We start from the raw sequence: 25652 nt of genomic DNA on the forward strand, positions 1-25652 counted from the left end.
GTGGGCCGGCCCATGACCCCGTTCCGCCTCGGCCTCCTCGCCCTCGTCCTCACCTTCGCGCTCGATCAGGCCTCGAAGCTCTGGCTCTACTTCGGCACCGACCTCGTGCTGACGCAGCCCTGGCGCTTCGGGCCCTATCTCGACCTCGTCGTCGTCTGGAATCGCGGCGTCTCCTACGGGATGTTCCAGCAGGAGGGCGGGCTCGGCCGCTGGCTGCTCGTGGCTTTGTCGGTCGTGGCCGCGGCGGGCCTCGCCGTCTGGATGCACCGGGCGGGCTCGCGGCTTCTCGGTCTTGCGCTCGGGCTGATCGCGGGCGGAGCGCTCGGCAACGCCGTGGACCGGGCGGCGTACGGCGCGGTGTTCGATTTCGTGCACCTGCACGCGGGACAATGGTCCTGGTACGTCTTCAACGTCGCCGACGCGGCGATCGTGGCGGGCGTCGTCGGGCTGATCCTTGACAGCCTGCTACCGGAGCGCGGACCGGCTGGATCGTCCGATCCCGCCCCTCCCGTGTGATCGGCGCAACACGACCCACAGCACATTGCAGGTTGTGTGTACCACCGCTCTGGCACAGCCCGGTCAAGGCGCCATACGATCGCCGGAAACCGGGATCAGGCCGAGATGGTCGGATCAGGCCGCCGGAAGCGCGGCCGCCCGGACCGCCGGCGCGGTCCGGAGCGCCCGGCCAATCTGTGGGGCAGCATGACCGGGTATCGCAGGACTCTCGTCACCGTGGCCGCTCTGGCGGCCTCCCTCGGCGCCACCGGCGCGGGCGCGCAGGAGAGCGGCTCGCTGATGCGCGACACGCTGGGCACGCTGGGCCTCGTCGAGAAGGAGCAGGCCCCGATCGACTACCGCGAGCGCGCGCCGCTGGTGATGCCGCCGAAGATGGACGGCAAGGCGCTGCCCGCGCCGCGCCAGCGGGCGGCCAACCCGCAATGGCCCAAGGATCCCGAGATCGTCGCCCGCCAGCGCGAGGCCGAGGAGCGGCGCGTGCCCCGCGGCAACCAGGTGCAGGGCCGCTACGACGACAACAACGCCACGCTCTCGCCCGACGAGATCCGCGGCGGCCGGCGCGCCGACGCGCAGATCCCGCGCTCCAACGAGTACAAGCCCGGCGACAACAACCGCGACTCCTTCTGGGTCAACCCGTTCGACCTGATGAAGGACAAGTCGGAGACGGCGGAGCCCTCGGTCACGGAGCCTTCGCGCTACACCCTCACCGAGCCACCGACCGGCTACCGCAAGTCGCCGCGCCCCAACACGCGCGCCAACAGCGAGCCGATCAACAACCCTAGCCGCGAGCGCGAGGAGTCCGATCCGGGCGTCTACCAGCGCGAGCAGCTGCGGCGGCAATGATCCGTCGCACCGTGGCCCGGTTGCGACGCGGGTCCGGAAACGCAACATGAGAGGCGGCTACCGGTTCGGAACTTGCGGATCGGACAGGCCGGACACGGTCGGCCCGACTCGCGCGTCACGGTGTGCGGGGAGGCCGAGCGCCACAGGGACACTGGCATGCATCTGTTCAGGCACGGGACGCCCACCTTCTTCCCGCAGACGCCGTCGGTCAGCGCCGGCCGCGCGGACGCGGCGCCTCACGGGCGCTCCGAGGCGGGCGGCCCGGCCGTCACCGGCTTCAGCCTGGACAACGGCCTCGACGTGATCGTGGTGCCGGATCACCGCGCGCCCGTCGTCACCCACATGATCTGGTACCGCAACGGCTCGGCCGACGATCCGATCGGCCAGTCCGGCATCGCCCACTTCCTCGAGCACCTGATGTTCAAGGGCACCGAGAAGCACCCCGTGGGCGCCTTCTCGAAGGCGGTCTCGGGCCTCGGCGGCCAGGAGAACGCCTTCACCAGCTACGACTACACCGCCTATTTCCAGCGCGTCGCCCGCGACCATCTCGGTACGATGATGGCCTTCGAGGCCGACCGCATGTCGGGCCTCGTCCTCGACGACGCCGTGGTGGCGCCCGAGCGCGACGTGGTGCTCGAGGAGCGCCGCATGCGGGTCGAGACCGATCCGTCCGCGCAGCTCTCCGAGGCGATGGCCGCCTCGCTCTTCGTGCACCACCCCTACGGCATCCCGATCATCGGCTGGATGCACGAGATCGAGGGGCTGAACCGCGAGCACGCGCTGGCCTACTACAAGCGCTTCTACACGCCCGAGAACGCCATCTTGGTGGTCGCCGGGGACGTCACGCCCGAGGAAGTCCGCCGCCAGGCCGAGGCGACCTACGGGCAGGTCGCGCCGCAGGGCGCGCGCCCTGAGCGCCGCCGCCCGCGCGAGCCCGAGCCCCGGGCGATGCGCCGCCTCGCGGTGGCCGATCCGAAGGTCGAGCAGCCGACGCTGCAGCGCCTCTACCTCACGCCCTCCTGCATCACCGCCCGCGACGGCGGCTGCCACGACCTCGAGCTTCTGGCCGAGGTGCTGGGCGGCGGCTCGACCTCCTACCTCTACCGCAAGCTGGTGCTGGAGCAGGGCCTCGCGGTGAATGCGGGCGCCTGGTACATGGGCTCGGCGATCGACGACACCCGCTTCTCCGTCTACGCGGTGCCCGCCGAGGGCGTCGGCCTGGAGCAGCTGGAGGAGGCGGTTGACCGCGTGCTGCGCCGCGCGCCCGCCGAGGCGCTGGGCGCCGAGGCGATCGAGCGCGCCAAGACGCGGCTCGTGGCCGAGACGGTCTACTCCTCCGACAGCCAGTCCTCGCTCGCCCGCATCTACGGCTCGGCGCTCGCCATAGGCGAGACCGTCGAGGAGGTGCGCCGCTGGCCCACCGACATCGAGGCCGTGACCAAGGACCGCCTCTCGGCGGCCTCCGAGCGCTGGCTCACGCCAGCCCGCTCGGTCACCGGCTACCTGACGAAGACGAAGGACGCCGACGCGCCGGTCGCCATCGCCGCCGAGTAGCGGCGCGAACCGCAGCGCATCCGAGGCGGCCGCGGCTCTCAGGCGGCCGAACGAGAACAACGAGGTTCCCAATGAACTTGGCCGAGACCGACACCCGCACCGTCAACGCGCCGACGAAGGCGCTGCCCGTTCCTGGCGGTGCGGGCGTCGAGGCGTGGCACGTCGAGTCGCCGGTCGTGCCGATGATCGCGTTGGCCTTCACCTTCGAGGGCGGCGCGGCCCAGGATCCCGAGGGCAAGGCCGGCTGCGCGCAGATGCTGGCCCGCCTGCTCGACGAGGGCGCGGGCGACCTCACCTCGGACGCCTTCCAGGAGCGGCTGGCCGCGCGCGCGATCGAGCTGTCCTTCCATGCCGGCCCCGACGCGATCGGCGGCTCGCTGAAGATGCTGACGAAGCACGCCGACGAGGCGATCGACCTGCTGGCGCTCGCGCTCGCCAAGCCGCGCCTCGACGCCGACGCGATCGAGCGGGTGCGCGCCCAGATGATCGCGGGCCTGCGCTACCAGCAGAACGACCCGGGCGTGCTGGCCTCGCGCCGGTTCTTCCGCGAGGGCTTCGCCGGCCACGCCTACGGCCGGCCGTCCTCGGGCACGCTCGAGAGCGTGGCGGCGATCACCCGCGACGACCTGCTGGCGATGCACGCCCTGATCATCGGGCGCGGTGCCGTTAAGGTCGCGGCGGTCGGCGCGATCACCGCGACCCAGCTCGCCGAAGGTCTGAACCGGGCCTTCGGCGCGCTGCCGGAGGCTGGAGAGCTCCGCGCTGTGCCCAAGACCGTGGTGCAGGGCCTCGGCCGGCGCGAGGTCGTCGATCTCGACGTGCCGCAATCGGTGATCCGCTTCGGGCTCGCCGGCGTGCCCTGGCGCGACCCGGACTTCATTCCGGCCTACGTGCTCAACCACATCCTGGGCGGAGGGGCCTTCACCTCGCGCCTGTTCCAAGAGGTGCGCGAGAAGCGCGGGCTGGCCTACTCGGTCGGCACCTCGCTCGTCAGCCACCGCGCCACCGCGATGATCTGGGGCTACACCGCCACCAAGAACGAGCGCGTCGGCGAGGCACTGGCGGTGATCTCCGAGGAGATCGACCGGCTCGTTGCAAACGGTCCGTCCGATGAGGAATTGCAGAAGGCGAAGGACTACCTCACCGGCTCCTACGCGCTGGGCTTCGACACCTCGACCAAGATCGCGCACCAGCTCGTGCAGATCGCCTTCGAGGGCCTGGGCATGGACTACTTCGCGCGCCGCAACGACATGGTGTCGGGCGTGACCCAGGCCGACATCCGCCGCGCCGCCGCCAGGACCTTCGCGGACGGCAAGATGCTGGTCGTCGCCGCAGGCCGCCCCACGGGCTTCTGATCCTGGATCCCAAAGGTCCACGACCTTTGGCGGGTCTAGGGCGGAGCCCTCGTGGTTCGGCGAAGCCGAGCTCGGGGCTCTGCCCCGAGGCCCCGCCCAAGGGTTTCCATCCTCCGGGATCCCAACGGGCTCACAAGGGATAGGTACCGCGACCGAACTCTTCGAGAGCCGATCCCATGCAGCTCACCGGCATCCATCATCTCACCGCGATCACCGCGCGGGCGGCCGACAATTTCGCCTTCTACACGCGGGTGCTCGGCCTGCGCCTGGTGAAGAAGACGGTGAACCAGGACGACGTCTCGGCCTACCACCTGTTCTACGCGGACGGGCTGGCCTCGCCCGGCACCGACATCACCTTCTTCGACTGGCCGGCAGCCCCGGAGCGCCGCGGCAGCAACAGCATCAGCCGCACGCATCTGCGGGTGCCCGCCGCATCCATCGACTGGTGGCGCGCGCATCTCGGGCGCCAGGGCGTCGACCATGCGGCCCCCCTCGAGCGGGACGGCCGCCTCACCCTCGATTTCGATGACCCGGAGGGCCAGCGCCTCGCGCTGGTGGCGGACGAGACCGATCCCGGCCATCCCTGGGCGGAGAGCCCCGTGCCGACCGAGCACCAGATCCGCGGGCTCGGGCCGATCCGCCTCTCGGTTCCGGCGCCGGAGCGCACCGAGGCGGTGCTCACCGAGATCCTCGGCATGACGCACGACCGCAGCTTCGAGCTGCCCGAGGGGCCGGTGCGGGTGTTCCGGATGGGGGCGGGCGGCCCGGCCGCCGAGATCCAGCTTCTGCACGATCCCGCGGCGCCGGCCCGGCAGGGCGCGGGCGCCGTCCACCACGTGGCCTTCCGCATCCCCGACGCGGACTACGCAGCCTGGGCCGACAGGCTGCGGCAGCGCCGGATGCCCACGAGCGGGCCTGTGGACCGTTACTACTTCCGCAGCCTCTACTTCCGCGAGCCGAACGGCATCCTGTTCGAGATCGCCACCGACGGCCCGGGCTTCACGGCCGACGAGCCGCTCGATCGCTTGGGCGAGCGGCTCGCCCTGCCACCCTTTCTGGAGCCGCGGCGTGCCGAGATCGAGGCGGGACTGAAGCCGCTTTGAGGGCGCACGCACCAGCCCGGTTTTAAGAGTGATTCCAAGTGGCTGGGCCCGTGGGCGCCCGCGTGCCAGCTATGCCTTGACGCGGCTGCCGCAGGTGCGAGATAGCCCGCCACAAAGGGTTTCGAGAAAGATTCGGGGACAGATCCGTCCATGAGCAAGTTCTTCGAGGAGCGGGTGGTGTCGGTGCACCACTGGACCGACACGCTGTTCTCGTTCCGCACCACGCGCGATCCGGGCTTCCGCTTCCGCAACGGCGAGTTCACGATGATCGGCATCGAGGTCGAGGGCAAGCCGCTGCTGCGCGCCTACTCGGTGGTCTCGGCCAACTACGAGGAGGAGCTGGAGTTCTTCTCGATCAAGGTCGCGAACGGCCCGCTCACCAGCAAGCTGCAGCACCTCAAGGTCGGCGACCCGATCATCGTCGGTAAGAAGCCCACCGGCACGCTGGTGCTCGACAACCTGCTGCCGGGCAAGCATCTCTACCTGCTCGGCACCGGCACCGGGCTCGCGCCCTTCCTGTCGATCATCAAGGACCCGGAGACCTACGACCGCTTCGAGAAGGTGGTGCTCGTCCACGGTTGCCGGCAGGTGCAGGAGCTGGCCTACGGCGAGACCATCACCGAGACGTTGCCGAAGCACGAATTCCTGGGCGAGATGATCGCCGACCAGCTGATCTACTACCCCACCGTGACGCGCGAGCCCTTCCGCAATCGCGGCCGGATCACCGACCTGATCACCTCGGGCAAGCTGTTCGCGGATATCGGGCTCCCGCCGCTCTCCAACGAGGACGACCGCTTCATGCTCTGCGGAAGCCCCGAGATGATCCGCGACACCCGCGAACTGCTCTCCGGCCGCGGGCAGGAGGAGGGCAATCACGGCGAAGCCGGCCACTACGTGATCGAGAAGGCCTTCGTCGAGAAGTAGGCCCGTCGGAACCCCGCGCCCTGCGAGAGGGACGGGGTTCACGAGGCGGGCGTCCTCAGCCCGCCTCCGCTGGTTCGGGCACCAGATCCCGCACCGCGCGCGCCAGATCGGCGAGGCTGAGGCTGCCCTTGCTGATCACCCGGTCGGCCTGGCCCGCGAGCCGCCGCCGGTCCTCGCCCGTCACATCCTTGGCCGTCAGCACCACGACCGGCACCTCAGCCCAATCGGGCCGGGCCCGGAAGGCGCGCAGGAAGGCGAAGCCGTCCATCTCCGGCATCATCAGGTCGAGCAGGACGAGGCCCGGCCGCTCGCGCCCGGCCGCCTCCAATGCGAGGCCGCCATGCGCCGCCTCGCGCACCGGCAGGCCCTCGCGCTCCAGGGCCGCCACGACCCTGCCGCGCGCGTCCGCGTCGTCGTCCACGACGAGGATCGGCCCCTCGGTCGTCGTCGGCCGGAAGCGGTCGGTCACGGCCTTCAGGCTCGCCCACTCGATCGGCTTCTGCAGGTAGTCCGTCGCGCCGAGCGAGAAGGCGAGGTTCTGCTCGTCGAGGACCGTCACCATCACGATCGGCGTCGCGCCGAGTTCCGGGTCGGCCCGCAGGGCCCGCAGCACCGCCCAGCCGTCGAGGCGCGGCATGGTCACGTCGAGCAGGATCGCGCGCGGCCGCAACGCGCGCGCACGATCGAGACCCTGCCGCCCATCCTCGGCGGTCGCGACGCGAAAGCCCTCGCGCTCCAGGAAGCGGGCGAGGAGGTCGCGCGTGGCCGCGTCGTCGTCGATCACCAGGATCGTGCGCCCGTCGCCTCCGTCGGGGGGGGGCACCTCCGCACTCACCTCGTCCTGGGCGTGGAAGGTCGCAGGGATGCTCAGGGTGAAGGTGGTACCCCGGCCCTCCTCGCTCGCCACCGTGATCGCACCGCCCAGCATCTCCGCGAAGGCCTTGGTGATCGAGAGGCCGAGCCCGGTCCCGCCGAAGCGCCGCGTCGTCGAGGCGTCGGCCTGCGTGAACCGCTGGAACAGGCGGCCGACCTGCTCGGCGCTCATCCCGATGCCGTCGTCCGCGATGGCGAAGCGCAGGTCGGGTCCCGCGCGCGTCGCCCGCAGGCTGATACGGCCGTTCTCGGTGAACTTGGCGGCGTTGCTGAGCAGGTTGATCAGGCACTGCCGGAGCTTCGTCACGTCGGTGTGGGCGCTGCCGAGGTCGGACCCGAGCTCGAGCGCGAGGGTGTTGCCCCGCTTCTCGACCAAGCCCTCAACGGTGGACGCCACCTCCTGCACCACCTGCGCGACGTCGAAGGTCTCGGCGTAGATCTCGACCCGGTCGGCCTCGATCTTCGAGATGTCGAGCACGTCGTTGATCAGGCCGAGCAGGTGGCGCGCGTTGGCCTCGATCTTGCGCATGTCGGCGATGAGATCGGGCTCGCCGAGATCCTCCAACTCCTCCTGCAGCATCTCCGAATAGCCGATCACCGCCGAGAGCGGCGTCCTCAGCTCGTGGCTCATGTTGGCCAGGAACTGGCTCTTGGCGCGATTGGCCTCCTCGGCGGCCTCGCGGGCGGCGAGGATCGCGGCCTCGGCGGCCTTGGCCTCGGTGACGTCCGTATGGGTGCCGACCCATTCGCGGATCGTGCCGTCGAGTTCCAGGAGCGGCATCGCCCGCACGCTCATCGCCCTGTAGGTGCCGTCGCGGCGGCGGATCCGGTGCTCCACCTCGTAGGGCGTCTGCGTCGTGACGGCCCGCGTCCAGGCCGCGCGCGTGTGCTCGCGGTCCTCCGGATGGACCACGTCGAGGAAGCCGAGGCCCGCATAGGCCGCGTCGTCCTGCCCGGTGAACCGGGTCCAGCCGGCCTGGCGCGGATGGAGACCGCCCGAGGGCGCGGCCGTCCAGACGATGGCGGCGCTCGCCTCGATGAGCGAGCGGAAGCGCTCCTCGCTGCGCCGAAGGCGTGCCTCGGCGAGGTGGCGGACCGTCTCGTCCACCACGACGAGGCCGACGCCCTCGACGTGCGAGCCCTCGCCGCCGCTGCCGCGGAGCGGATAGAAGCTCATCGAGAAGCGGCGCACGCCGCCCGGCGCGCTCGGCGTCGGCACGGCGACCGGCACGTCGGGCGTGACGAGGCCTTCCTCCAGCGCGGCCGCGAGCTTCGGGGCGAGCGCCTCGCGCAGGGTCGGCAGCATCGCCCAGATCGGCGCGCCGAGGTCGGCGCCGAAGCCGCGCTCGCTCATCTGCGCCAGCGCCCGGTTCATGTGTCGGATCTTCAGGTCGCGGTCGAGGAAGCCGAGCCCGACGGGCGCGTTGGCCAGCACCCCGTCGAGCAGCGCGGACATGCGCAGCGATTCCCGTCGGCGTACCAGCGCGAGGCGCGCGAGCAACGCGATCGCCGCGAGCGCGCAGACGCCCGAGACCAGCGAGAGCAGCAGCGAGCGGCGCGATTCCGTGTCCCTGAGGTCGGCCAGACGACGCTCGGTCGCCGCCTCGATTCCCGTCACCTCGGCGCGGATCGCCTCCATCAGGGCGATGCCGTCGCCGGTGCGCACCAGGGCGGTGGCGGGCTCGAAGCCCTGCTCACGACGGACCGCGATCACGCGGGCGGCAAAGTCGCGCTTGCGCGCGATCAGCTCGGCGAGCGCGGGCGCGCCGGCCCGCAGCGGCTCCTGCGCCGTTCGCCCGAGCCGGGCGAGGCCCGTCTCGATCTCCGCGAGCGCCCGGTTGTAGGGGCCCATATGCTCATCGCTGCCGACGAGCACGTAGCCGCGCTGGCTCGCTTCCAGATCCTTCACGGCGGAGAGCAGGCGTTCGAGGCCGGCGATCGTGCCGGTGCCGCCCGCGGCCTCCGCCCGATTCGCCTCCCCGGCGAGGTAGTTCCATCCGCCCGCCACCAGCGCGACGAGCAGCAGCGCGAAGGCGACCGGCGAGCCGAGCAGGGCAGCGAAGGGGGCGCTGCCGCGCCAGCGGGAACGGCGCAGCCGGAGGAATGCAGTGGGCATGGGACGTGTCGCGTGCGGGATGGGCCGGGAGGACATAGATCGCGCGCACGCGGAAGCGACCCCGCGTTCGGTCCGGGCGCCGGCTCAGGTCTCGACCAGCCCGGCGCTCGACCCGCTCGGCTCGGCCCTGCCGTGGGGCAGCGCGAGGTATTCCGAGGAGCGCATCTCGATCAGGCGCGAGACGGTGCGGTCGAACTCGAAGGCCTCGCGGCCCTCGCGCGCCGTGTAGAGCGCCTGGGCCTCGGCATCGGCCGAGGCGACGAGCTTCACCTGCGCGTCGTAGAGCGTGTCGATGAGCGTGATGAAGCGCTTGGCCTCGTTGCGCTGGGCCTCGCCCATCACGGGTATGTCCGAGACGATCAGCGTGTGGAAGCTGCGCGCGAGCGCCATGTAGTCCGAGGCGCCGAGCGGCCGGGCGCAGAGGTCGCGGAAGCCGAAGCGGGCGACCCCCGCGGCCTCCTCGGGCACCGCGACGTCGCGTCCCTGCACCCGGACGCTCCCCGGCCGTCCCCTGGCCTTGCCGGTGAGGCTGCGGAAGGCGGCGTCCAGCGCCGCCCGGGCCGCATCGTCGGCCGGCACGTGGTAGACGGGCGCGCCGCCGAGCTTCTCCAGGCGGAAATCGGTGCGTGAATCCAGGCGCATCACCGAGACGCGCTCGGTCAGCTCGGCGATGAAGGGCAAAAAGAGCGCTCGGTTGAGACCGCCCTCGTAGAGCCGATCGGGCTCGACGTTCGAGGTCGCCACCACCGTGACGCCCCGGGCGAACAGGGCCTTGAACAGCCGACCCAGGATCATCGCGTCGGCGATGTCCGTGACCGTGAATTCGTCGAAGCAGAGCAGGCTGGCCTCGCCCGCGAGCGCGTCGGCGACCGGGCCGATCGGGTCGTCGCCCTTCACCTCGCCGCGCTTGAGCGCCTGCCGGTAGTTGTGGATGCGCTCGTGCGCGTCCGCCAGGAAGCCGTGGAAATGCACCCGCCGCTTGGGGCCGGGTGCCGCCTCGTGGAACAGGTCCATCAGCATGGTCTTGCCGCGCCCGACCGAGCCCCAGATGTAGAGGCCCCGCGGGGGGGCGGCCGTCTCCTTGCGGCCGAACAGCCAGCCGAGCGCGCTGCCCTTGCGGGCACGCTGCCGGCGCGCGAGCGCCTGCAGGAGCCCGTCGAGGGCGCGCACGACCTGCAATTGGGCCGCGTCGCGCTCGATCGCGCCCGAGCGGACGAGGGCGTCGTAGCGCTGCTGCACGGGCCCCGAGGGGGCGGCGGCCCCGCTGAGGGAGGGGTGCTGCGGGCTCGAACTCGATGTCACGGTGCGGCCTCCGGGCCTGGTCTCGCGCAGCGGGCGGGCGTCCCCGCAGGCGCCGATCTGCCCTCCGGGAGGGGGTGCGATCAACCCGTGCGCCTTCACGATAGGGGGCGCCTGTCGCCGGCCCATGGGACAGGACGCATGGCTCGGCCGTACGGCTGCGCAATTTGCTGCATTGCACAACTCCCGGTTCGGTGCCACATCAGCCGGGCCTTGGGAGGGACGTCCGATCCCGCGCGCATCGCGCCGCCGACCGGAGATCCTGTATGGCACTGCCAGAACACGCGGCGCCCGGACACACGATCCGGCGCCTCTGGCCGGGCGACCGCCCGGCCGTCCTCGACTACTTCCTGCGGCTGGATCCCGAGACCCGGGCCAACCGCTTCATGGGCGCCGTCGGCGAGGCCGGCGTGCGCGCGTACGCCGAGCGTGCCGTCACCGCCGAGGGGCTGGTGGTCGGCGCCTTCGTGGACGGCGTGCTGCGCGGCCTCGGCGAGCTGCGCCCGTCCGGCGGGCCGCGCAGCGGATTCATGCTCGGTGCCGAAGCCGAGGCCGCCTTCGCGGTGGAGCGGGAATTCCGCCGCCGCGGCATCGGCACGGCTCTCTTCGGCCGCATCGCCCGCGCGGCGCGCAACCGTGGCGTCGGCACCCTGCACGTGCGCTGCCTCGACCGGAACAAGCCGATGCTGCGTCTCGCGGCCAAGCTCGGCGCCGACCTGCACCGGGGTGCCCGCGAGACGCGGGGCGACCTCCGCCTCGTCCAGGCGACGCCCTTCTCGCTCTGGTACGAGGGCATCGCCGAGGCCTACGACTTCACGCTCTCGGTGATCCAGCCGGCCATCCCCGAGGAGAACGCGGCCTGACGGCTCAGCCCAGCGGCTCGGCCACCAGCGCGAAGGTGAGGAGATCGACCGCGGCGGCCCCGCCGCGCATCAGCGCCCGGGCGGCCGCGTTCGCCGTGGCGCCCGTGGTGGTGACGTCGTCCACGAGCAGCACCCGGCGGCCCTGGAGCCCCCCCCGGCGCTCCGGCGGCACCCGGAAGGCGCCCTGCAGGTTCTCGGCGCGACCCGCCCGGCTCAGGCCCACCTGCGGGCGCGTCGCCCGGACCCGGGCGAGCACCCGCGGCTCGTAGGGCAGCCCGGCGCCCCGCGCGAGCGGCCGGGCCAGTAGCGCCGCCTGGTTGAAGCGCCGCCGCCACAGGCGCCAGCGGTGCAGCGGAACCGGCACCACGCAATCGGCCTCGGCCAGGAGCTCGCGTCCGCTCGCCGCCATCATGCGGCCCATCGCGAGCGCGAGGTCGAGCCGGTCCTCGTACTTCAAGCGGTGCACCATCCGGCGCGCGGTGTCGTCGTAGAGCGCGACCGCACGGGCGCGCTCGAACACCGGCGGATCCGCGATGGCGCGGGGCGAGTAGAGCGCCCCGATCCCGGGATCGAGGGCGAGCGGCGTGCCGTAGCGCGGGCAGAGCGGCGCCTCGATCAGCCGCAGCGCCGACCAGCAGTCCGGGCAGAGGGCGCCCGGATCCATGGTCGCGCCGCCGCAGCCGGCGCAGCTCGGCGGGTAGACCAGCGCGAGCGCAGCGCGGGCGAGGCCGCGCAGGGCGGTGCGGGGCTGCATCGGCGCATCCCGGGTGGCTTGAGTCGTCGGATCGATCATCGGCGGGACGGCCCCGCTTCGTCCAGGGTACCCGCCCCAAAAGGAAAGCCCCGCGCCTCTCGGCGCGGGGCTCCGTCCGTCCGGTTGCGCGCCGCGGCGAGGCGGCGCGCAGGCCTCACTCGGCCGGTTGCAGGGCCGGGGCGGGGGCCGACTTGCCGGTGGCGTTGCGGCCGAGGGTGGCGGCGAGCTGGGCCTCGTCGACCTCGCCCTCCCAGCGGGCGACCACGATGCAGGCCACCGCGTTGCCGATGAAGTTGGTGAGCGCGCGGCACTCCGACATGAAGCGGTCCACGCCGAGGATCAGGGCCATGCCCACCACCGGCACCGAGGGGACCACCGCCAGCGTCGCCGCCAGGGTGATGAAGCCCGAGCCGGTGACGCCGGCCGCGCCCTTCGAGGAGAGCATCGCCACGAGAAGGAGGAGGCCCTGCTCGCCGTAGGACAGGGGCGTGTCCGTCGCCTGGGCGATGAAGAGCGCCGCCATCGTCATGTAGATGTTGGTGCCGTCGAGGTTGAACGAGTAGCCCGTCGGGACGACGAGGCCGACCACCGGCTTCGAGCAGCCCGCGCGCTCCATCTTCTCGAGCAGCGAGGGAAGCGCCGACTCGGACGACGAGGTGCCCAGCACCAGGAGCAGCTCCTCCTTGATGTAGCGGATCAGCTTGATGATCGAGAAGCCGTTGTAGCGGGCGACCGCACCGAGCACGCCGAGCACGAAGATCGCCGAGGTCAGGTAGAAGGCGCCGACGAGGTAGGCGAGGTTGGCGAGCGAGGAGATGCCGTACTTGCCGATGGTGAAGGCCATGGCGCCGAAGGCCCCGATGGGAGCGACCTTCATGATGATGTGGACGACGCCGAAGATGGCCTCGGACAGGATCTTGATGAAGTCGAGCACCGGCTTGCCGCGATCACCCAGGAAGGCGAGGCCGAAGCCGAACAGCACCGAGAAGAACAGGACCTGCAGGATCTCGCCGCCCGAGAACGCACCCACCGCGGTCGAGGGGATGATGTTCATCAGGAAGTCGGTGATCGACTGCGTCTTCGCCTTCTCGGCGTACATCGCGATCTGCTTCGGATCGAGCGACTTCGGATCGATGTGCATCCCCGCGCCCGGCTGGACGAGGTTCGCCACGACCAGGCCGACGATGAGCGCCAGCGTCGAGAAGGTGATGAAGTAGATGAGCGCCTTGCCGCCGACGCGGCCGACCTTCTCCAGGTTGGTCATGCCGGCGATGCCGGAGACGACGGTGAGGAAGATCACCGGCGCGATGATCATCTTGACGAGCTTGATGAAGGCGTCGCCGAGCGGCTTCATGTCGGCGCCGATCTGCGGGTAGAAGTGGCCGAGCGTGATGCCGATGGCCACGGCGACCAGCACTTGGAAGTACAGCGTGCGGTAGATCGGCTTGGGCTTGGCCGGGGCGTGCGGCGCGGTGAGTGGGGAGGGTACGGCGGCCATCAGGGCATCTCCTCAGGATCCGGTTCGAAGGTTGGGTCTGTCGTTTCCCGGTCCTCGGAGCCGTGGGCATCCGGGAGACCGCGCTCTTGCTTTTGGCCCGGGGGCTTGCAGTCATGCGCGGGTGGCAGGACTGCGTTACGCCAGGTGAATGGCAACGGGCGTGCCAGCTCCGGAACCGCGTGAAGATTTTGTTAAAGCCCTGTCGGGGAAGCATTTTTCTGCATGGCACGTGTTCGCCCGCCGTCGGCCGTTCCGAGGTTCCGCAATCGCGCACCCGCCGCGTTCCGGTTTCCCGCACCGGGCGACGAGCCGTGAGCGCGCCGGACAGGCGCGTGGATGCGGGCGCGAGCAGGGATGCGGACAGGGGCGCGGATGACGGGCTGCGCGGCGCCCTCCAGTGGCTCCTGCTCGGGCTCTGCGTGCTGGCGATGCTGGCCGCGACCTGGGCCGGGGGACGCGTGGCCGAGCGCTGGGCGCTCGCCGACCTGCGCCGGACCGCGCGCGCCACGCTGACGATACAGGCCGGCGCCCTGCACACCGAGATGCAGCGCCAGAGCGCCCTTCCGCTGGCGCTCGCGGCCGACCCGGAGATCGCCGCCGTGCTGCGGCCGGACGCGGGCGCGGGCCTCGCCGACCGGGTGAGCGCACGGCTCGCGGAGGTCGCGGGGGCGACGGGCGCCGCGGTGATCTACGTGATCCGGCCGGACGGGCTGACGGTCGCGGCGAGCAACGCCGCGAGCGGACGCAGCTTCGTGGGCAACAACTACGCCTTCCGGCCCTACTTCCGCGCGGCCGTGGCGGAGGGCTCCGGATCCCAGTTCGCCCTCGGCACCGTGAGCGGACGGCCCGGCCTCTACCTCGCGCGCCGGGTCGGCGAGGGTGTCGGCGTCGTGGTGGTGAAGGTGGAGTTCGACGGGGTCGAGGCGGCGTGGCGCGAGGTGCGCGAGCGCGTGCTCGTCACGGATGCCCGCGGCATCGTCCTGGTGGCGAGCGATCCGGCGTGGCGCTTCCGCACGCTCGCAGCGCTGGATGCCGCGGCGCGCGACCGCAGCCGCGAGGCGCTGGAATTCGGCGACGCGCCGCTGGACCCGCTGCCGCTGCACCCGGCGGGGGACGACCTCGTCCGCCTCGGCCGCGGTGCGGCGCCGGCCCAGCTCATGCTGATGCTCGACGCGCCCGTGCGCGACACCGACTGGCGCATCCGCACGCTCACGCCGATCGCGGCGGCGGTCGAGCGCGAGCGCACCCAGGGTCGGGTGATCGCGCTGCTGGCGACCGGTCTCGTCTGCCTCGGCCTCGGCACCCTGATCGGCCGCCGGGCCCGCACGCAGGCCCGGCTCGCGGAAGAGGGCGCGCGCCGGATCGAGCTGGAGGCACGGGTAAGCGAGCGCACCCGGGAACTGAGCGCGGCCAACGACCGCCTGCGCGAGGAGATCCTCGAGCGCGCCCGCTCCGAGGCCGAGCGCGAGCGCCTCGGCCGGGAACTCGCCCAGGCGGGACGGCTCGCCGCGCTCGGCCAGTTCGCCGCCAGCATGGCGCACGAGATCAACCAGCCGCTGGCCGCGATCCGCTCCTACGCCGACAACACCGGCATCCTGGTCCGGCGCGGGCGGGTGGACGACGCGGCCGAGAACGTCGCGGCGATCGGCCGGCTCGTCGAGCGGATCGGCGGTCTGACCCGCCAGCTCAAGGGCTTCGCCCGGCGGGCCTCCGGCCGGCGCGAGCCGGTCGCGGTCGACGAGATCCTGCGCGGCAGCCTGGAGGTCGTGACCCACCGCGCCCGGGAGGAGGGCACCGAGCTGGACGTGCGGGCCGAGGCCGGCCTCACGGCGATCGGGGAGGGGGCGCGGCTGGAGCAGGTCCTGGTGAACCTCCTGCAGAACGCGCTCGATGCGGTCGCCAAGCGCCCCGGGCGCCGTGTGGAGTTGCAGGTGACGGGCGCGGACGGGCAAGTAGCCCTCGCGGTCCGCGACAACGGCCCCGGCATCCCGGAATCCGTTCGCGCACAGATCTTCGACGCCTTCTTCACGACGAAACCCGACGGGCTCGGCCTCGGGCTCGCCATCGCGCGCGGGATCGTGGAGGAGTGCGGCGGAACGCTCGGCGTGGAGGCGGCGGAGGGCGGGGGCACCGTGTTCCGCATCGTGCTGGTCCGGGCCGGGACGCAGACGCGGGAGCTTCGGGGGAGACGGCGTGAGCGAGGGTGATCGATCGGAGCGGATCGTCTTCATCGACGACGAGGAGGACGTGCGCCGCGCCAACCGCCAGAGCCTGGAGCTCGACGGCTTCGCGGTGGAGGCCTTCGGGGCGGCCGAGCCGGCGCTCGAAGCGATCCTGGCCGAGCCGCCGGGCGTCGTCGTCACGGACGTGCGCCTGCCGGGCCTCGACGGGCGTGCCCTGTTCGAACGCCTGCACGCCGCCGACCCGGACCTGCCCGTGATCCTGATCACCGGGCACGGCGACATCTCGATGGCGGTGCGGGCGCTGCGCTCGGGCGCCTACGACTTCCTGGCCAAGCCCTACCCGGCGGAGGCGCTGATCGGCTCGGTCCGCCGCGCCCTCGAGCGGCGGCGCCTCGTGCTGGAGAACCGGCGCCTGCGCGCGCGGCTGGAGGCGGCGGCGGACGAGGATCCGGCCTTCCTCGGCGTCTCGCCCGGGATGGTGCGGCTGCGCCGCCTCGTGCGCGACGTGGCGCAGGCCGACGTCGATGTGCTGGTGCTCGGCGAGACGGGATCCGGCAAGGAGGTGGTGGCGAGCGCGCTGCACCGCTGGAGCCGGCGTTCCGCGAAGAACTTCGTGGCGATGAATTGCGGCGCGCTGCCCGAGACCGTGGTGGAGAGCGAGCTGTTCGGCCACGAGGCCGGCGCCTTCACGGGCGCGCTCAAGCGCCGGGTCGGGCGCATCGAGCACGCACAGGGGGGCACGCTCTTCCTCGACGAGATCGAGAGCATGCCGATGGGCCTGCAGGTGAAGCTCCTGCGGGTGCTGCAGGAGCGCACCGTCGAGCCGCTGGGCACCAACGAGAGCCGCCCGATCGACATGCGCGTGGTGGCCGCCACCAAGGTCGATCTCGGCCAGGCCGCCGCGCAGGGCACCTTTCGCGACGACCTCTATCACCGGCTCAACGTGATCACGATCACGATCCCGCCCTTGCGCGAGCGGCGCGAGGACGTGGCGCTGCTGTTCCAGCATTTCCTGGGCCGGGCCGCCGAACGCTTCGGACGGGCGGCGCCGCCGCCGACGCCCGCGATCCGCGACCACCTGCAGCGCCACGACTGGCCCGGAAACGTGCGCGAACTCGGCCATTTCGCGGAGCGCTGCGCCCTGGGCTTCGGCCCCGGGGCGGCGAGCGCGGCCGAGGCCGTCCCGGGGCCCGGCCCGACCCTCGCGGAGCAGGTGGACCGCTTCGAGCGCGGCGTGATCCGGGACGAGTTGATGGCGGCGGGCGGCGACGTGAAGCTCGCCGCCGAGGCGCTCGGCACCCCGCGCAAGACCCTCTACGACAAGATCGCCCGGCACGGGCTGAACCCGACGGATTACCGCTGAGGCCCGGCCCGCCCGGCACCGGGCCTGCCCGGCACCGGGCCTGCCCGGCACCGGACCAATCTCCGGGCGCGCCGGGATCGCGGAGGCGCCGGGGAAGCCGAACCGCGCTGTCGCGTTAGATCGGCAGGCGCGCCGCTGGGCGCGATCCGATCGAACGCGAGGGTCCCATGGAATACAGGCAGCTCGGCCGCTCCGGCCTCACCGTGCCGGTGCTCAGCTTCGGCACCGCCACCTTCGGCGGCACGAACGAGTTCTTCCAGCGCTGGGGACAGACCGACGTCGCGGAGGCCACCCGCATGGTGGACCTCTGCATCGATTCCGGCGTCACCTTCTTCGACACCGCCGACATCTACTCGCAGGGCGCCTCCGAGGAGGTGCTGGGCCAGGCCCTCAAGGGCCGGCGCGAGCGGGTGCTGATCTCGACCAAGACCACGTTCCGCTTCAACGACGACCTCAACCAAGTCGGCTCCTCGCGCCACCACATCGTGCGCGCCTGCGAGGCCAGCCTGCGGCGGCTCGGCACCGACCACATCGACGTCTACTTCATGCACGGATTCGACGCGCTCACCCCCGTCGAGGAGACCCTGCGGGCGCTGGACGACCTCACCCGCTCCGGCAAGATCGGCTATATCGGCGCCTCGAACTTCTCGGGCTGGCAGCTCATGAAGGCGCTCGCCACCTCCGAGCGCTACGGGCTCAACCGCTACGTCGCCTACCAGGGCTACTACGCGCTGATCGGCCGGCACTACGAGTGGGAACTGATGCCGCTGGGGATCGACCAGGGCGTGGGCCTGATGGTGTGGAGTCCGCTCGGCTGGGGCCGGCTCACCGGCAAGATCCGGCGGGGCCAGGAGAACAGGAGCGGGCGCATCGCCGCGGGCGGCGCCGAGGGCGGTCCGCCGGTCTCGGACGATTACCTCTTCGGCGTGGTCGATGCCCTCGACGCGGTCGCCGCGGAGACGGGCAAGAGCGTCGCGCAGGTCGCGCTGAACTGGCTGCTCACCCGCCCGACGGTCTGCAACATCGTGGTCGGGGCCCGCACCGAGGAGCAGCTGAAGCAGAACCTCGGCGCGATCGGCTGGTCGCTCGCGCCCGAGCAGATCGCGCGCCTCGATGCGGCGAGCCAGGAGACGCCGATCTATCCCTACTGGCACCAGAAGGGTTTCGACGAGCGCAACCCGAAGCCGACGACGTGGTGAGGGCGGCCATCCCGGGGGCGCGCGCCGCCCCCGGACCCTTGCGCGCCGCGCGCATTCCCCCGACAACGGACGCATGACCGCCGAGACGCCGCTCACCTACGCCGTCGGCGACATCCACGGCTGCGCCGACCTCCTCGACGCGCTGCTGGAGCGCGTCGAGGCGCACGCCGCGGGCCGCGCCCGCACGCTCGTCTTCCTGGGCGACTACATCGACCGCGGCCCCGACAGCGCCCGGGTGATCGAGACCCTGCGCCGGGTCCAGTGGCGCGAGCCCGAGGCGGTCGTCTGCCTGATGGGCAACCACGAGGCCATGCTGCTGAGGAGCCTGCGCGAGCCCGGCGCCGAGGAGCACTGGCTCCTGAACGGCGGCCTCGCGACCCTCGGGGCCTTCGGCGTCAAGGAGGCGGCGGCCCTGCCGCGGGACGTGCTCGACTGGATCGAGGCCCTGCCGACCGTCCACGGGGACGCGCGGCGCTGGTACGTCCACGCCGGCTTCCACCCCTCCGCCCCGGCACCCGACCCGGATCCCCACAACAGGCTCTGGATCCGCGAGCCGTTCCTCGGTGACGACCACGATTTCGGCCGCCACGTCGTGCACGGCCACACGCCGTGCCAGGACGGGCGGCCCGAGGTCCGGACGAACCGGACCAACCTCGACACCGGCGCCGTCTACGGCGCAGCGCTCACCGCGGGCGTGTTCGGCGCGGAGCAGGGGCCGGCCCTGACGTTCCTGCAGGTTCGGACCGGTGCTCGGCCCTGAAGGCTTGAAGCGGGACCGTTCTCCGACAGTTTAATCCCCGCCGCGGAGATATGCCGCGGAGAGGAAGCCGCTGATGGACGCACCCGCGAAGACCCGGACCCGCAGCGAGGAGGCGGCGCTCGCCCGCCTCGCGCTCCGCTTCACCGACTGGGCCGTGAAGTGGTTCCCGGACGCCTTCGTATTCGTGGCGATCGCGGTGGTGATCGTAGCGGGCGCAGCGCTCGTCAACGGAGCCCCGGTCCAGGCGGTGACGAAGAGCTTCGGCGACGGCTTCTGGAGCCTGATCCCCTTCACGATGCAGATGGTCTTCGTGACCATCGGCGGCTACGTCGTGGCCACCTCCGGCCCGGTCCAGGCGCTGATCGACCGGATGGCGCTGATGCCGAAGACGGGGCGCGGCGCCATCGGCTTCGTCGCGCTCGCCACGATGCTCTCCTCGTTCCTAAGCTGGGGCCTCAGCCTGATCTTCGGCGGCCTGCTCACCCGGGCGCTCGCCCGACGCACCGACCTGCGCATGGACTACCGCGCGGCGGGCGCGGCCGCGTATCTCGGCCTCGGCGCCACCTGGGCGATGGGCCTCTCCTCGTCCGCGGCCCAGCTCCAGGCCAATCCGAAGAGCCTGCCGCCCGGCCTCCTCGCGATCACGGGCGTCATCCCCTTCACCGAGACCATCTTCCTCTGGCAGTCGCTCCTCATCGCCGCGGTGCTGGTGGTGGTCTCGGCGGTGATCGCCGTGATGTCGGCGCCGGGCCCCGACACCGCCGTCACCGCCCAGGATCTCGGCGTCGACGTCTCGAAGGAGGAGAACCGGGCACCGCCCCCGAGCCAGCCCGGCGAGTGGCTGGAACACGCGCCGGTGCTGACGGTGCTGATCGGCCTCCTGGCGCTCGGCTGGCTCGTCCAGGAATTCGCCCGCCAGGACTGGAAGATCGCGATCTCGAACCTCAACACCTACAACTTCCTGTTCCTGATGCTGGGCTTCGTGCTGCACTGGCGCCCGCGCAGCTTCCTCCACGCGCTGGCCAAGTCGGTGCCCGCGACGGCCGGCATCCTGATCCAGTTCCCGTTCTACGCTGCCATCGCGGCGATCCTGACGGGCGCTAAGAACGGCGCCGGCCTCAGCCTGTCCGACGTCATCTCCCACGCCTTCGTGGCCCTCAACACGCAGGGCAGCTTCCCGCTGGCGATGGGCGTGTACTCGGCGATCCTCGGCTTCTTCATCCCCTCGGGCGGCGGCAAGTGGCTGCTGGAAGCGCCCTACGTGATGCAGGCGGCCAACGAGCTGAAGGTGCATCTCGGCTGGGCCGTGCAGGTCTACAACGCCGCCGAGGCGCTGCCGAACCTGATCAACCCGTTCTTCATGCTGCCGCTCCTCGGCATCCTCGGCATCAAGGCGCGCGACATCGTCGGCTTCAGCTTCCTCCAGCTCATCGTGCACCTGCCAGTGGTGCTGTTCCTGCTCTGGGCGCTCGCCTTCACGCTGGAATACCACCCGCCGGTCATGCCCTGAGGCGGGGCGGGACGGGGCGCCGCGTTGACCCGGCCCCCTCCGCGTGCTGCCCTCCGGGCGAGGATGCGACCGGAGGAACCATGCGGGACGACCATTCGGACGACGCGGCGCGGGCGGCGGGGCTCACTGGACTGGTGACGGAGCCGTTCTCGCGGCGCGGCTTCGTGATGACCGGCCTGATGAGCGGGCTCACGCTCGCCACCACCCGGGTCGAGGCGCAGGTGATCCGCACGGACAGCGCCGGGATCGAGGCCGGCGAGGTGCGGATCCCGGCCGGCGACGGGCCGATGCCGGGCTACCGCGCGGTGCCGGAGGGTGCGGGCCCCTTCCCGGTGGTCCTGGTGATCGAGGAGATCTTCGGCGTCCACGACTACATCAAGGACGTCTGCCGGCGGCTCGCCAAGGCGGGTTACTGCGCGGTGGCGCCCGAACTCTACGCCCGCCAGGGCGACCTCTCGACCATGACGGACGCCAAGCAGATCGTGCGCGACGTCATCTCGAAGACCCCCGACGCCCAGTGGATCGCCGACCTCGACGCGGCCGCCGCATACGCGGGCTCGGCCGCCAAGGGCGATCTCGGCCGCCTCGGCGCGATGGGCTGGTGCCGGGGCGGGCGCGGCGCCTGGCTCTACGCGGCGCACCGGCGCGACCTGAAGGCCGCCGTGGCGTGGTACGGCCCGCTGCAGGGCGAGCGCACCGAGATCCAGCCGCGCACGGCCGGAGACGTCGCCGCCGAGATCAACGCGCCGCTGCTCGCCCTCTACGGCGGGGCCGACGCCGGGATCCCGGTCGCCACCGTCGAGGAGGCCCGCGACCGCGCGAAGGCCGCGGGCAAGTCCGTCGAACTCGTCGTGTATCCGGAGGCGCCCCACGGCTTCCACGCCGATTACCGCCCGAGTTACCGTCGGGAGCCGGCAGAGGACGGCTGGCGGCGCGCGCTGGCCTTCCTGAAGGCGAACGGCGTCGGGTGAAGATGAACGGGGCTGTGCCCTGGAGGACACGGCCCCCGACTTCGCTTTATGCCAGGGTGTCCCCCGGCGGATCCGTGCCTGCTCGGGCGCGCGTCGTGCATGGGGCTCCCCGGGGCGCGCGTCGCGTGAGCAGGTTCGAGGGCCGATCCGGGTACGGATGCGGGCCCCGACGGCGACGACGATGCGTTGAACGAATGGACGGACGCACCGTTCAGCCCGAGTAGAGTGTCCCGGCCCATGAGCGACCCGAGAACGCCAGGACAGAAGCCGGTCATCCTCGTCGTCGAGGACCAGCCCGACGAGCGCTTCCTCGCGGCCACCCTCTTGGAGGATACCGGCTTCAGCGTGATCGAGGCCGAGACGGCGGAGCGGGCGCTCGCCATCCTCAACGACCGGGGCGACGACGTCAGCGTCGTCTTCTCGGACGTGCGCACGCCCGGCCCCATCGGCGGGTTCGAACTCGCCCGCATCATCGGCGTGACCTGGCCGCGCGTGCGGGTGCTCCTGACCTCGGGCGATGCCGGCGACCAGCCGAGCGACCTGCGCGTCTCGGCGACCTTCATCCCGAAGCCCTGGCGGGCGGAGGACATCCTGGCCTGGGTCGAGCAGGCCGCCGGCCGATCGCCGGGCGGCGATGCGGGCCCGGAGGTGATCGGGCCCGGCGGGAAAATTATGTCCGGCCCCCGGGAAACCTGAGCACCGCTGCCCGTTGACCGGTGCCGAGCGTGCACCCTGCGCACGAGTGAGCGCCAGCACGCGGAGCCCGCCATGAAGATCGTCAGCGAGAACTACGCCGCGCGGCTTGCCCGCCCTCACGATGTCGATTCGTCCGAGCGGCTGATGCTCGACGCGATCGCCTACGACCTGCGCAGCCTGTACGGCGCGGACGGGACGGACCTGCCGGACGACCTCCTCGCCCTGGCCGGACGCCTCGAGATCGCGCAGCCGCCGGACGTTCGCGCGGCCTGAGGCCCGAACGGCGTCGAGGTCTCCCGCAATCCTGCGAGAACAACGGGACGGTTTCGCCCATCGGTCGGTCCGTCCTGCAATCGCCAGACGGCTCGAATCTGTTATGTAGCCGCCTCCGGCCCTGCCGGCTCATCTTGCCTGATCGAGCCATCCATGCGTTTCACCGCCCGCCGCATCCTCCTTGCCGGCCTGCTCACCTTGGGCAGCCTAGCGCCCGCGCTGGCCGCCACGCCTCCGGCGCAGCCGAAGGAGGGGCCGGGCGGGGTCGGCGATGCCCGGGCGAGCGTCACGAAGCGCGCGCTCGGCCGCGGCACCAGCGTCACCTTCGCCTTCCACGCGGCGGGGGCCGCCCCGGCGCAGGGGCGGCCGGTGGCGGTCTTCCTGCACGGCTGGGGCGCGGTGAACCCGCAGAGCTACGGCGCCTGGATCGACCATCTGGCGCGCAACGGCTGGCTCGTGCTGTTCCCGCGCTTCCAGGAGGTCAACCGGACGCGTCCCGCCGACGCGACCGCCAACGCGAGCCGCCTCATCAAGAGCGCCCTCGACGAGATCGCGGACGATCCCGAGGCGAAACCGGACCGGAACAGGGTCGCGCTGATCGGCCATCTGGCCGGCGTGCCGCTCGCCATGAATCTCGCGGCCGAGGCCGCCGCGTCCGGGCTGCCGACGCCGAAGCTCGTTTTCGGCACGATGCCGGGCGGCATCGCCAGCGGTCCGAAGGCGCGCGGCATCGCGCTCGCGGACCTCTCGGCGATCCCCGCCGAGACCCTGATCCTCACGGTGATCGGCGACCGCGACGCGCGCGCCGCCGACGTCGCGGCCCGCCGCCTGCTGCGTGAGGCCGACGCGGTGCCGGTCGAGCGCAAGCTGTTCCTGCGCGCGCTCTCGGACGACCACGGCTTCCCCGCGCTCACCGCCACGCTCTCCGCCCCGGCCGCGGTGGACACCGCCTACGATGCGGGCGCGATCAAGGTGCAGCCGGAGGCCAAGGACGTGAAGCCGCCGCCCTTCAAATGGTCGGCCGACATGGCGCTGACCGGCGAGCAGCAGACCTTGGTCTCGCAGATCAACAACGCGCGGGCCGATACGCTCGACTACCTCGCCTTCTGGAAGACCTTCGACCTCGCGGCGGCGGCCGCCTTCTCGGGCGGCAACGCGGCCGGCCTGAAGATGAATCCGCGCTTCGCCGACATGGAGCGCTGGAGCGACGGCTGGCCGGTCAAGCGACTCGCCGTCGAGACGCCGAAGCCGCACCCGACCGCCCAGACCACGCCCACCGCCAAGCGTTGAGCGCGTCGCGGGCGCAAGCTGGGCTTTTCAGCGGCCCAGGGTTTGCTACGCTCCACCCCCGACAACGAGGGTGGATGCCATGCCGGATTTCGTCGCGACGCTCCTCTCAGCCGCCGCGTTCTGCCTCGCGCTGGTCGCGCTGAACGCGCTGACCCGCCTCCTCGTGCAGTGGCAGCTCGCCCCCCACGAGATGGCGCCCAACGGCTTCCTGCAGTACGGCGGCGCCCTCGCGCTCGCCCGCGTCGCCTATCGCCGGACGCCGGTGCGCCGCCTGCCGTACTGACGATCCTGGAAACGAGCGAGGGCGCGCCCGGCCGGGCGCGCCCTCGCGTTGCGCGGATCGGGCCGATCCTAGAAGTAGGATTTCAGCGTGCCGCGGCGGCGCACGTCGAGCGTGGCGCAGTGGAACGAGCCGCCGAACGGGCCGTAGGACAGGAACGGCGCCGGGATCGGGTCGAAGCCCCAGTCCTTCAGGGCCTTGATCAGGGTCGGCTGGCTCTGGTCGACGACGATCTTCTTCTCGTCGATGGCGAGCACGTTGATCGAGGTCCAGGGCGAGCACATCGAGATCTTGCTCATGAAGCCCTCGACGGGGTCGGGGCGCGGGGCGATCAGCACGTCCCACTTCTTCAGCACCGCGGGAAGCTTCTCGACGTCGATGTAGTCCGGGTTCACCAGCACCTTGCCGGGCGCCAGCGGCATGAACGAGGAGTCGATGTGCATCGGCTGCGGGCAGCGGCTCTCGATCTCGTGGATGCGGAAGCCGGGGCCGAGATGGCGGCGCAGCCACTCGATGCCCATCAGGTTCGTCACGTTCGAGCGGGTCACGAACAGGTCGCGGCCGCAGCGCACGAAGTCGGCCGCGTCGAAGACCGGCTCGAACTCGTTGACGGTGAACTGCATGGGCTCGCCGGCCTTCAGGTTCGGCACCCGGTAATCGTAATTGTAGAGGTCGTCGGTCAGCTGCGGGCGCGGCGCGGACGTCCAGCGAGCGCCGGCGCGGAAGTATTCCTTGAACAGCGAGCGATAGGCGTCGCCCTCGAAGTAGCGCGAGCGCCAGCACATCGGGCTCTCGATGATCTCGTCGCCGATGACGAGATAGGGGTCGCGCGGGCAGGCGACGCAGAAGCCGCGGGACGACCAGCGCGGGGCCCTGAACTTCTTCGAGAAATCGACCGAATCCGGACGGCGGACCTTCACGCCCTCGCCCGCCAGGATGGTGATGAAGTTGTCGAGCTCGGCTTGGGCGAGCTTCTTCATGAATTTGGGGTACTTCCAGCCGCTGGCGAAGCGGTAGAAGGGCTGCGCGGCGCGCGGAAGGTTGAAGATCACCGTGAGGTGGTGGGTCGGGATGGTCGCGCCGTCGAGCGAGCCGACGATGACCTCCTCCAGCGGGTCCCACTCGTTCCAGGCCATGACCGGCGACTGCGGCGCGGGTGCGCCCGGCCCATGGCCGGCGCCGTACCCGGCGGCGTGAGCGTCGTCGAGCACGGCTTCCCCAGCCGTGATGGGTGATTCGCGGTCCATCATTGTCCCCTTGAGGCGGTCTTGGCGGTCGTTCTACCGAGGGCGCTAGAGCCCGTGCCGCTTTGGTCCGCACTGTGTCAATCGGGTGATAGACATTGCCGACCGTTGCTGCAACTTGGGCTCACTCCCTTACCGCGGCGGTCTTTTTCGGTCGGAAACGCGGCGAGATTCCAGCATCAAGC

Annotated in this window: 22 protein-coding genes; 17 read left to right on the top strand and 5 right to left on the bottom strand. The window is 71.6% G+C overall.

From position 1 onward, the window contains the following. Positions 1-12: 12 nt before the first annotated feature. From lspA to MFF56_RS27945, 6 genes are all read left to right on the top strand, one after another. Entirely contained in the window at positions 13-516 is a 504-nt protein-coding gene (gene lspA, locus MFF56_RS27920) for a signal peptidase II (RefSeq protein ID WP_066925051.1), read from the top strand. A gap of 186 nt (positions 517-702) precedes the next feature. Beyond that, complete coding sequence (locus MFF56_RS27925) at positions 703-1359, top strand: hypothetical protein (protein ID WP_066925055.1); 657 nt, start codon at positions 703-705, stop codon at positions 1357-1359. A 156-nt stretch (positions 1360-1515) separates the two neighbouring features. Next, positions 1516-2913: a M16 family metallopeptidase gene (locus MFF56_RS27930; RefSeq protein ID WP_066925049.1), complete on the top strand. Its 1398-nt coding sequence runs from the start codon at positions 1516-1518 to the stop codon at positions 2911-2913. 71 nt (positions 2914-2984) lie between these two features. Continuing rightward, positions 2985-4268: a M16 family metallopeptidase gene (locus MFF56_RS27935; RefSeq protein WP_066925046.1), complete on the top strand. Its 1284-nt coding sequence runs from the start codon at positions 2985-2987 to the stop codon at positions 4266-4268. Between the two features lie 176 nt (positions 4269-4444). After that, the gene (locus tag MFF56_RS27940; protein ID WP_066925044.1) at positions 4445-5371 is read left to right on the top strand and encodes a ring-cleaving dioxygenase; all 927 of its coding nucleotides are present in this window, start codon (positions 4445-4447) and stop codon (positions 5369-5371) included. Positions 5372-5521: 150 nt separating this feature from the next. Further along, positions 5522-6295, top strand: coding sequence for a ferredoxin--NADP reductase (locus tag MFF56_RS27945; RefSeq protein ID WP_066925042.1), 774 nt, complete (start codon positions 5522-5524; stop codon positions 6293-6295). A gap of 55 nt (positions 6296-6350) precedes the next feature. Here the strand turns inward: MFF56_RS27945 and MFF56_RS27950 are convergent, their stop codons facing one another. Together MFF56_RS27950 and zapE are read right to left on the bottom strand one after the other, a co-directional pair. Further along, the gene (locus MFF56_RS27950) at positions 6351-9284 is read right to left on the bottom strand and encodes a response regulator (RefSeq protein ID WP_238231856.1); all 2934 of its coding nucleotides are present in this window, start codon (positions 9282-9284) and stop codon (positions 6351-6353) included. A gap of 84 nt (positions 9285-9368) precedes the next feature. After that, on the bottom strand, positions 9369-10586 hold the full coding sequence (gene zapE, locus MFF56_RS27955) for a cell division protein ZapE (protein ID WP_066924415.1): 1218 nt from the start codon (positions 10584-10586) through the stop codon (positions 9369-9371). 263 nt (positions 10587-10849) lie between these two features. Here zapE and MFF56_RS27960 point away from each other — a divergent pair, with 263 nt between their 5' ends. Then, positions 10850-11446 carry a GNAT family N-acetyltransferase gene (locus MFF56_RS27960; protein ID WP_066924414.1) on the top strand — a complete coding sequence of 199 codons (597 nt, stop codon included), beginning with the start codon at positions 10850-10852 and terminating at the stop codon, positions 11444-11446. Between the two features lie 4 nt (positions 11447-11450). Here MFF56_RS27960 and MFF56_RS27965 read toward each other — a convergent pair whose 3' ends face one another. After that, positions 11451-12200, bottom strand: coding sequence for a ComF family protein (locus MFF56_RS27965; RefSeq protein ID WP_066924416.1), 750 nt, complete (start codon positions 12198-12200; stop codon positions 11451-11453). Between the two features lie 154 nt (positions 12201-12354). Continuing rightward, the gene (locus tag MFF56_RS27970; RefSeq protein ID WP_066924413.1) at positions 12355-13698 is read right to left on the bottom strand and encodes a dicarboxylate/amino acid:cation symporter; all 1344 of its coding nucleotides are present in this window, start codon (positions 13696-13698) and stop codon (positions 12355-12357) included. 380 nt (positions 13699-14078) lie between these two features. Between MFF56_RS27970 and MFF56_RS27975 the strand changes: the two genes are divergently transcribed. The 10 genes from MFF56_RS27975 (at position 14079) to MFF56_RS28020 (ending at position 24226) form a co-directional block, all read left to right on the top strand. Continuing rightward, a complete protein-coding gene (locus tag MFF56_RS27975) occupies positions 14079-15905 on the top strand; it encodes a sensor histidine kinase (protein ID WP_238231859.1) in 1827 nt (608 codons plus the stop codon). Beyond that, the gene (locus tag MFF56_RS27980; RefSeq protein ID WP_066922252.1) at positions 15892-17244 is read left to right on the top strand and encodes a sigma-54-dependent transcriptional regulator; all 1353 of its coding nucleotides are present in this window, start codon (positions 15892-15894) and stop codon (positions 17242-17244) included. The genes MFF56_RS27975 and MFF56_RS27980 overlap by 14 nt, the downstream gene beginning before the upstream one ends. Positions 17245-17411: 167 nt before the next feature. Continuing rightward, positions 17412-18443, top strand: coding sequence for an aldo/keto reductase (locus tag MFF56_RS27985; RefSeq protein ID WP_238231857.1), 1032 nt, complete (start codon positions 17412-17414; stop codon positions 18441-18443). Between the two features lie 73 nt (positions 18444-18516). After that, the gene (locus tag MFF56_RS27990; protein ID WP_238231858.1) at positions 18517-19203 is read left to right on the top strand and encodes a metallophosphoesterase family protein; all 687 of its coding nucleotides are present in this window, start codon (positions 18517-18519) and stop codon (positions 19201-19203) included. Between the two features lie 73 nt (positions 19204-19276). After that, on the top strand, positions 19277-20713 hold the full coding sequence (locus MFF56_RS27995) for a short-chain fatty acid transporter (RefSeq protein ID WP_066922258.1): 1437 nt from the start codon (positions 19277-19279) through the stop codon (positions 20711-20713). Between the two features lie 80 nt (positions 20714-20793). Then, positions 20794-21684 carry a dienelactone hydrolase family protein gene (locus MFF56_RS28000; RefSeq protein WP_066922260.1) on the top strand — a complete coding sequence of 297 codons (891 nt, stop codon included), beginning with the start codon at positions 20794-20796 and terminating at the stop codon, positions 21682-21684. A 237-nt stretch (positions 21685-21921) separates the two neighbouring features. Continuing rightward, the gene (locus MFF56_RS28005; RefSeq protein WP_066922262.1) at positions 21922-22380 is read left to right on the top strand and encodes a response regulator; all 459 of its coding nucleotides are present in this window, start codon (positions 21922-21924) and stop codon (positions 22378-22380) included. Positions 22381-22452: 72 nt separating this feature from the next. Continuing rightward, positions 22453-22653, top strand: a complete 201-nt coding sequence (locus tag MFF56_RS28010; RefSeq protein WP_066922264.1) for a hypothetical protein — start codon at positions 22453-22455, stop codon at positions 22651-22653. 153 nt (positions 22654-22806) lie between these two features. Further along, a complete protein-coding gene (locus MFF56_RS28015) occupies positions 22807-23943 on the top strand; it encodes an alpha/beta hydrolase (protein ID WP_066922266.1) in 1137 nt (378 codons plus the stop codon). Between the two features lie 79 nt (positions 23944-24022). Then, positions 24023-24226, top strand: coding sequence for a hypothetical protein (locus MFF56_RS28020; RefSeq protein WP_066922268.1), 204 nt, complete (start codon positions 24023-24025; stop codon positions 24224-24226). A 68-nt stretch (positions 24227-24294) separates the two neighbouring features. Here the strand turns inward: MFF56_RS28020 and MFF56_RS28025 are convergent, their stop codons facing one another. Beyond that, positions 24295-25470, bottom strand: coding sequence for an amidinotransferase (locus MFF56_RS28025; RefSeq protein ID WP_066922298.1), 1176 nt, complete (start codon positions 25468-25470; stop codon positions 24295-24297). Positions 25471-25652: the final 182 nt, after the last annotated feature.

This window comes from Methylobacterium hispanicum (assembly GCF_022179285.1).
Classification (GTDB): domain Bacteria; phylum Pseudomonadota; class Alphaproteobacteria; order Rhizobiales; family Beijerinckiaceae; genus Methylobacterium; species Methylobacterium hispanicum.

Coding starts and splice junctions, on each gene's coding strand:
- lspA (WP_066925051.1), top strand. CDS start 13: ATGACCCCGTTCCGCCTCGGCCTCCTCGCCCTCGTCCTCACCTTCGCG.
- MFF56_RS27925 (WP_066925055.1), top strand. CDS start 703: ATGACCGGGTATCGCAGGACTCTCGTCACCGTGGCCGCTCTGGCGGCC.
- MFF56_RS27930 (WP_066925049.1), top strand. CDS start 1,516: ATGCATCTGTTCAGGCACGGGACGCCCACCTTCTTCCCGCAGACGCCG.
- MFF56_RS27935 (WP_066925046.1), top strand. CDS start 2,985: ATGAACTTGGCCGAGACCGACACCCGCACCGTCAACGCGCCGACGAAG.
- MFF56_RS27940 (WP_066925044.1), top strand. CDS start 4,445: ATGCAGCTCACCGGCATCCATCATCTCACCGCGATCACCGCGCGGGCG.
- MFF56_RS27945 (WP_066925042.1), top strand. CDS start 5,522: ATGAGCAAGTTCTTCGAGGAGCGGGTGGTGTCGGTGCACCACTGGACC.
- MFF56_RS27950 (WP_238231856.1), bottom strand. CDS start 9,284: ATGCCCACTGCATTCCTCCGGCTGCGCCGTTCCCGCTGGCGCGGCAGC.
- MFF56_RS27960 (WP_066924414.1), top strand. CDS start 10,850: ATGGCACTGCCAGAACACGCGGCGCCCGGACACACGATCCGGCGCCTC.
- MFF56_RS27965 (WP_066924416.1), bottom strand. CDS start 12,200: ATGCAGCCCCGCACCGCCCTGCGCGGCCTCGCCCGCGCTGCGCTCGCG.
- MFF56_RS27970 (WP_066924413.1), bottom strand. CDS start 13,698: ATGGCCGCCGTACCCTCCCCACTCACCGCGCCGCACGCCCCGGCCAAG.
- MFF56_RS27985 (WP_238231857.1), top strand. CDS start 17,412: ATGGAATACAGGCAGCTCGGCCGCTCCGGCCTCACCGTGCCGGTGCTC.
- MFF56_RS27990 (WP_238231858.1), top strand. CDS start 18,517: ATGACCGCCGAGACGCCGCTCACCTACGCCGTCGGCGACATCCACGGC.
- MFF56_RS27995 (WP_066922258.1), top strand. CDS start 19,277: ATGGACGCACCCGCGAAGACCCGGACCCGCAGCGAGGAGGCGGCGCTC.
- MFF56_RS28000 (WP_066922260.1), top strand. CDS start 20,794: ATGCGGGACGACCATTCGGACGACGCGGCGCGGGCGGCGGGGCTCACT.
- MFF56_RS28005 (WP_066922262.1), top strand. CDS start 21,922: ATGAGCGACCCGAGAACGCCAGGACAGAAGCCGGTCATCCTCGTCGTC.
- MFF56_RS28010 (WP_066922264.1), top strand. CDS start 22,453: ATGAAGATCGTCAGCGAGAACTACGCCGCGCGGCTTGCCCGCCCTCAC.
- MFF56_RS28015 (WP_066922266.1), top strand. CDS start 22,807: ATGCGTTTCACCGCCCGCCGCATCCTCCTTGCCGGCCTGCTCACCTTG.
- MFF56_RS28020 (WP_066922268.1), top strand. CDS start 24,023: ATGCCGGATTTCGTCGCGACGCTCCTCTCAGCCGCCGCGTTCTGCCTC.
- MFF56_RS28025 (WP_066922298.1), bottom strand. CDS start 25,470: ATGGACCGCGAATCACCCATCACGGCTGGGGAAGCCGTGCTCGACGAC.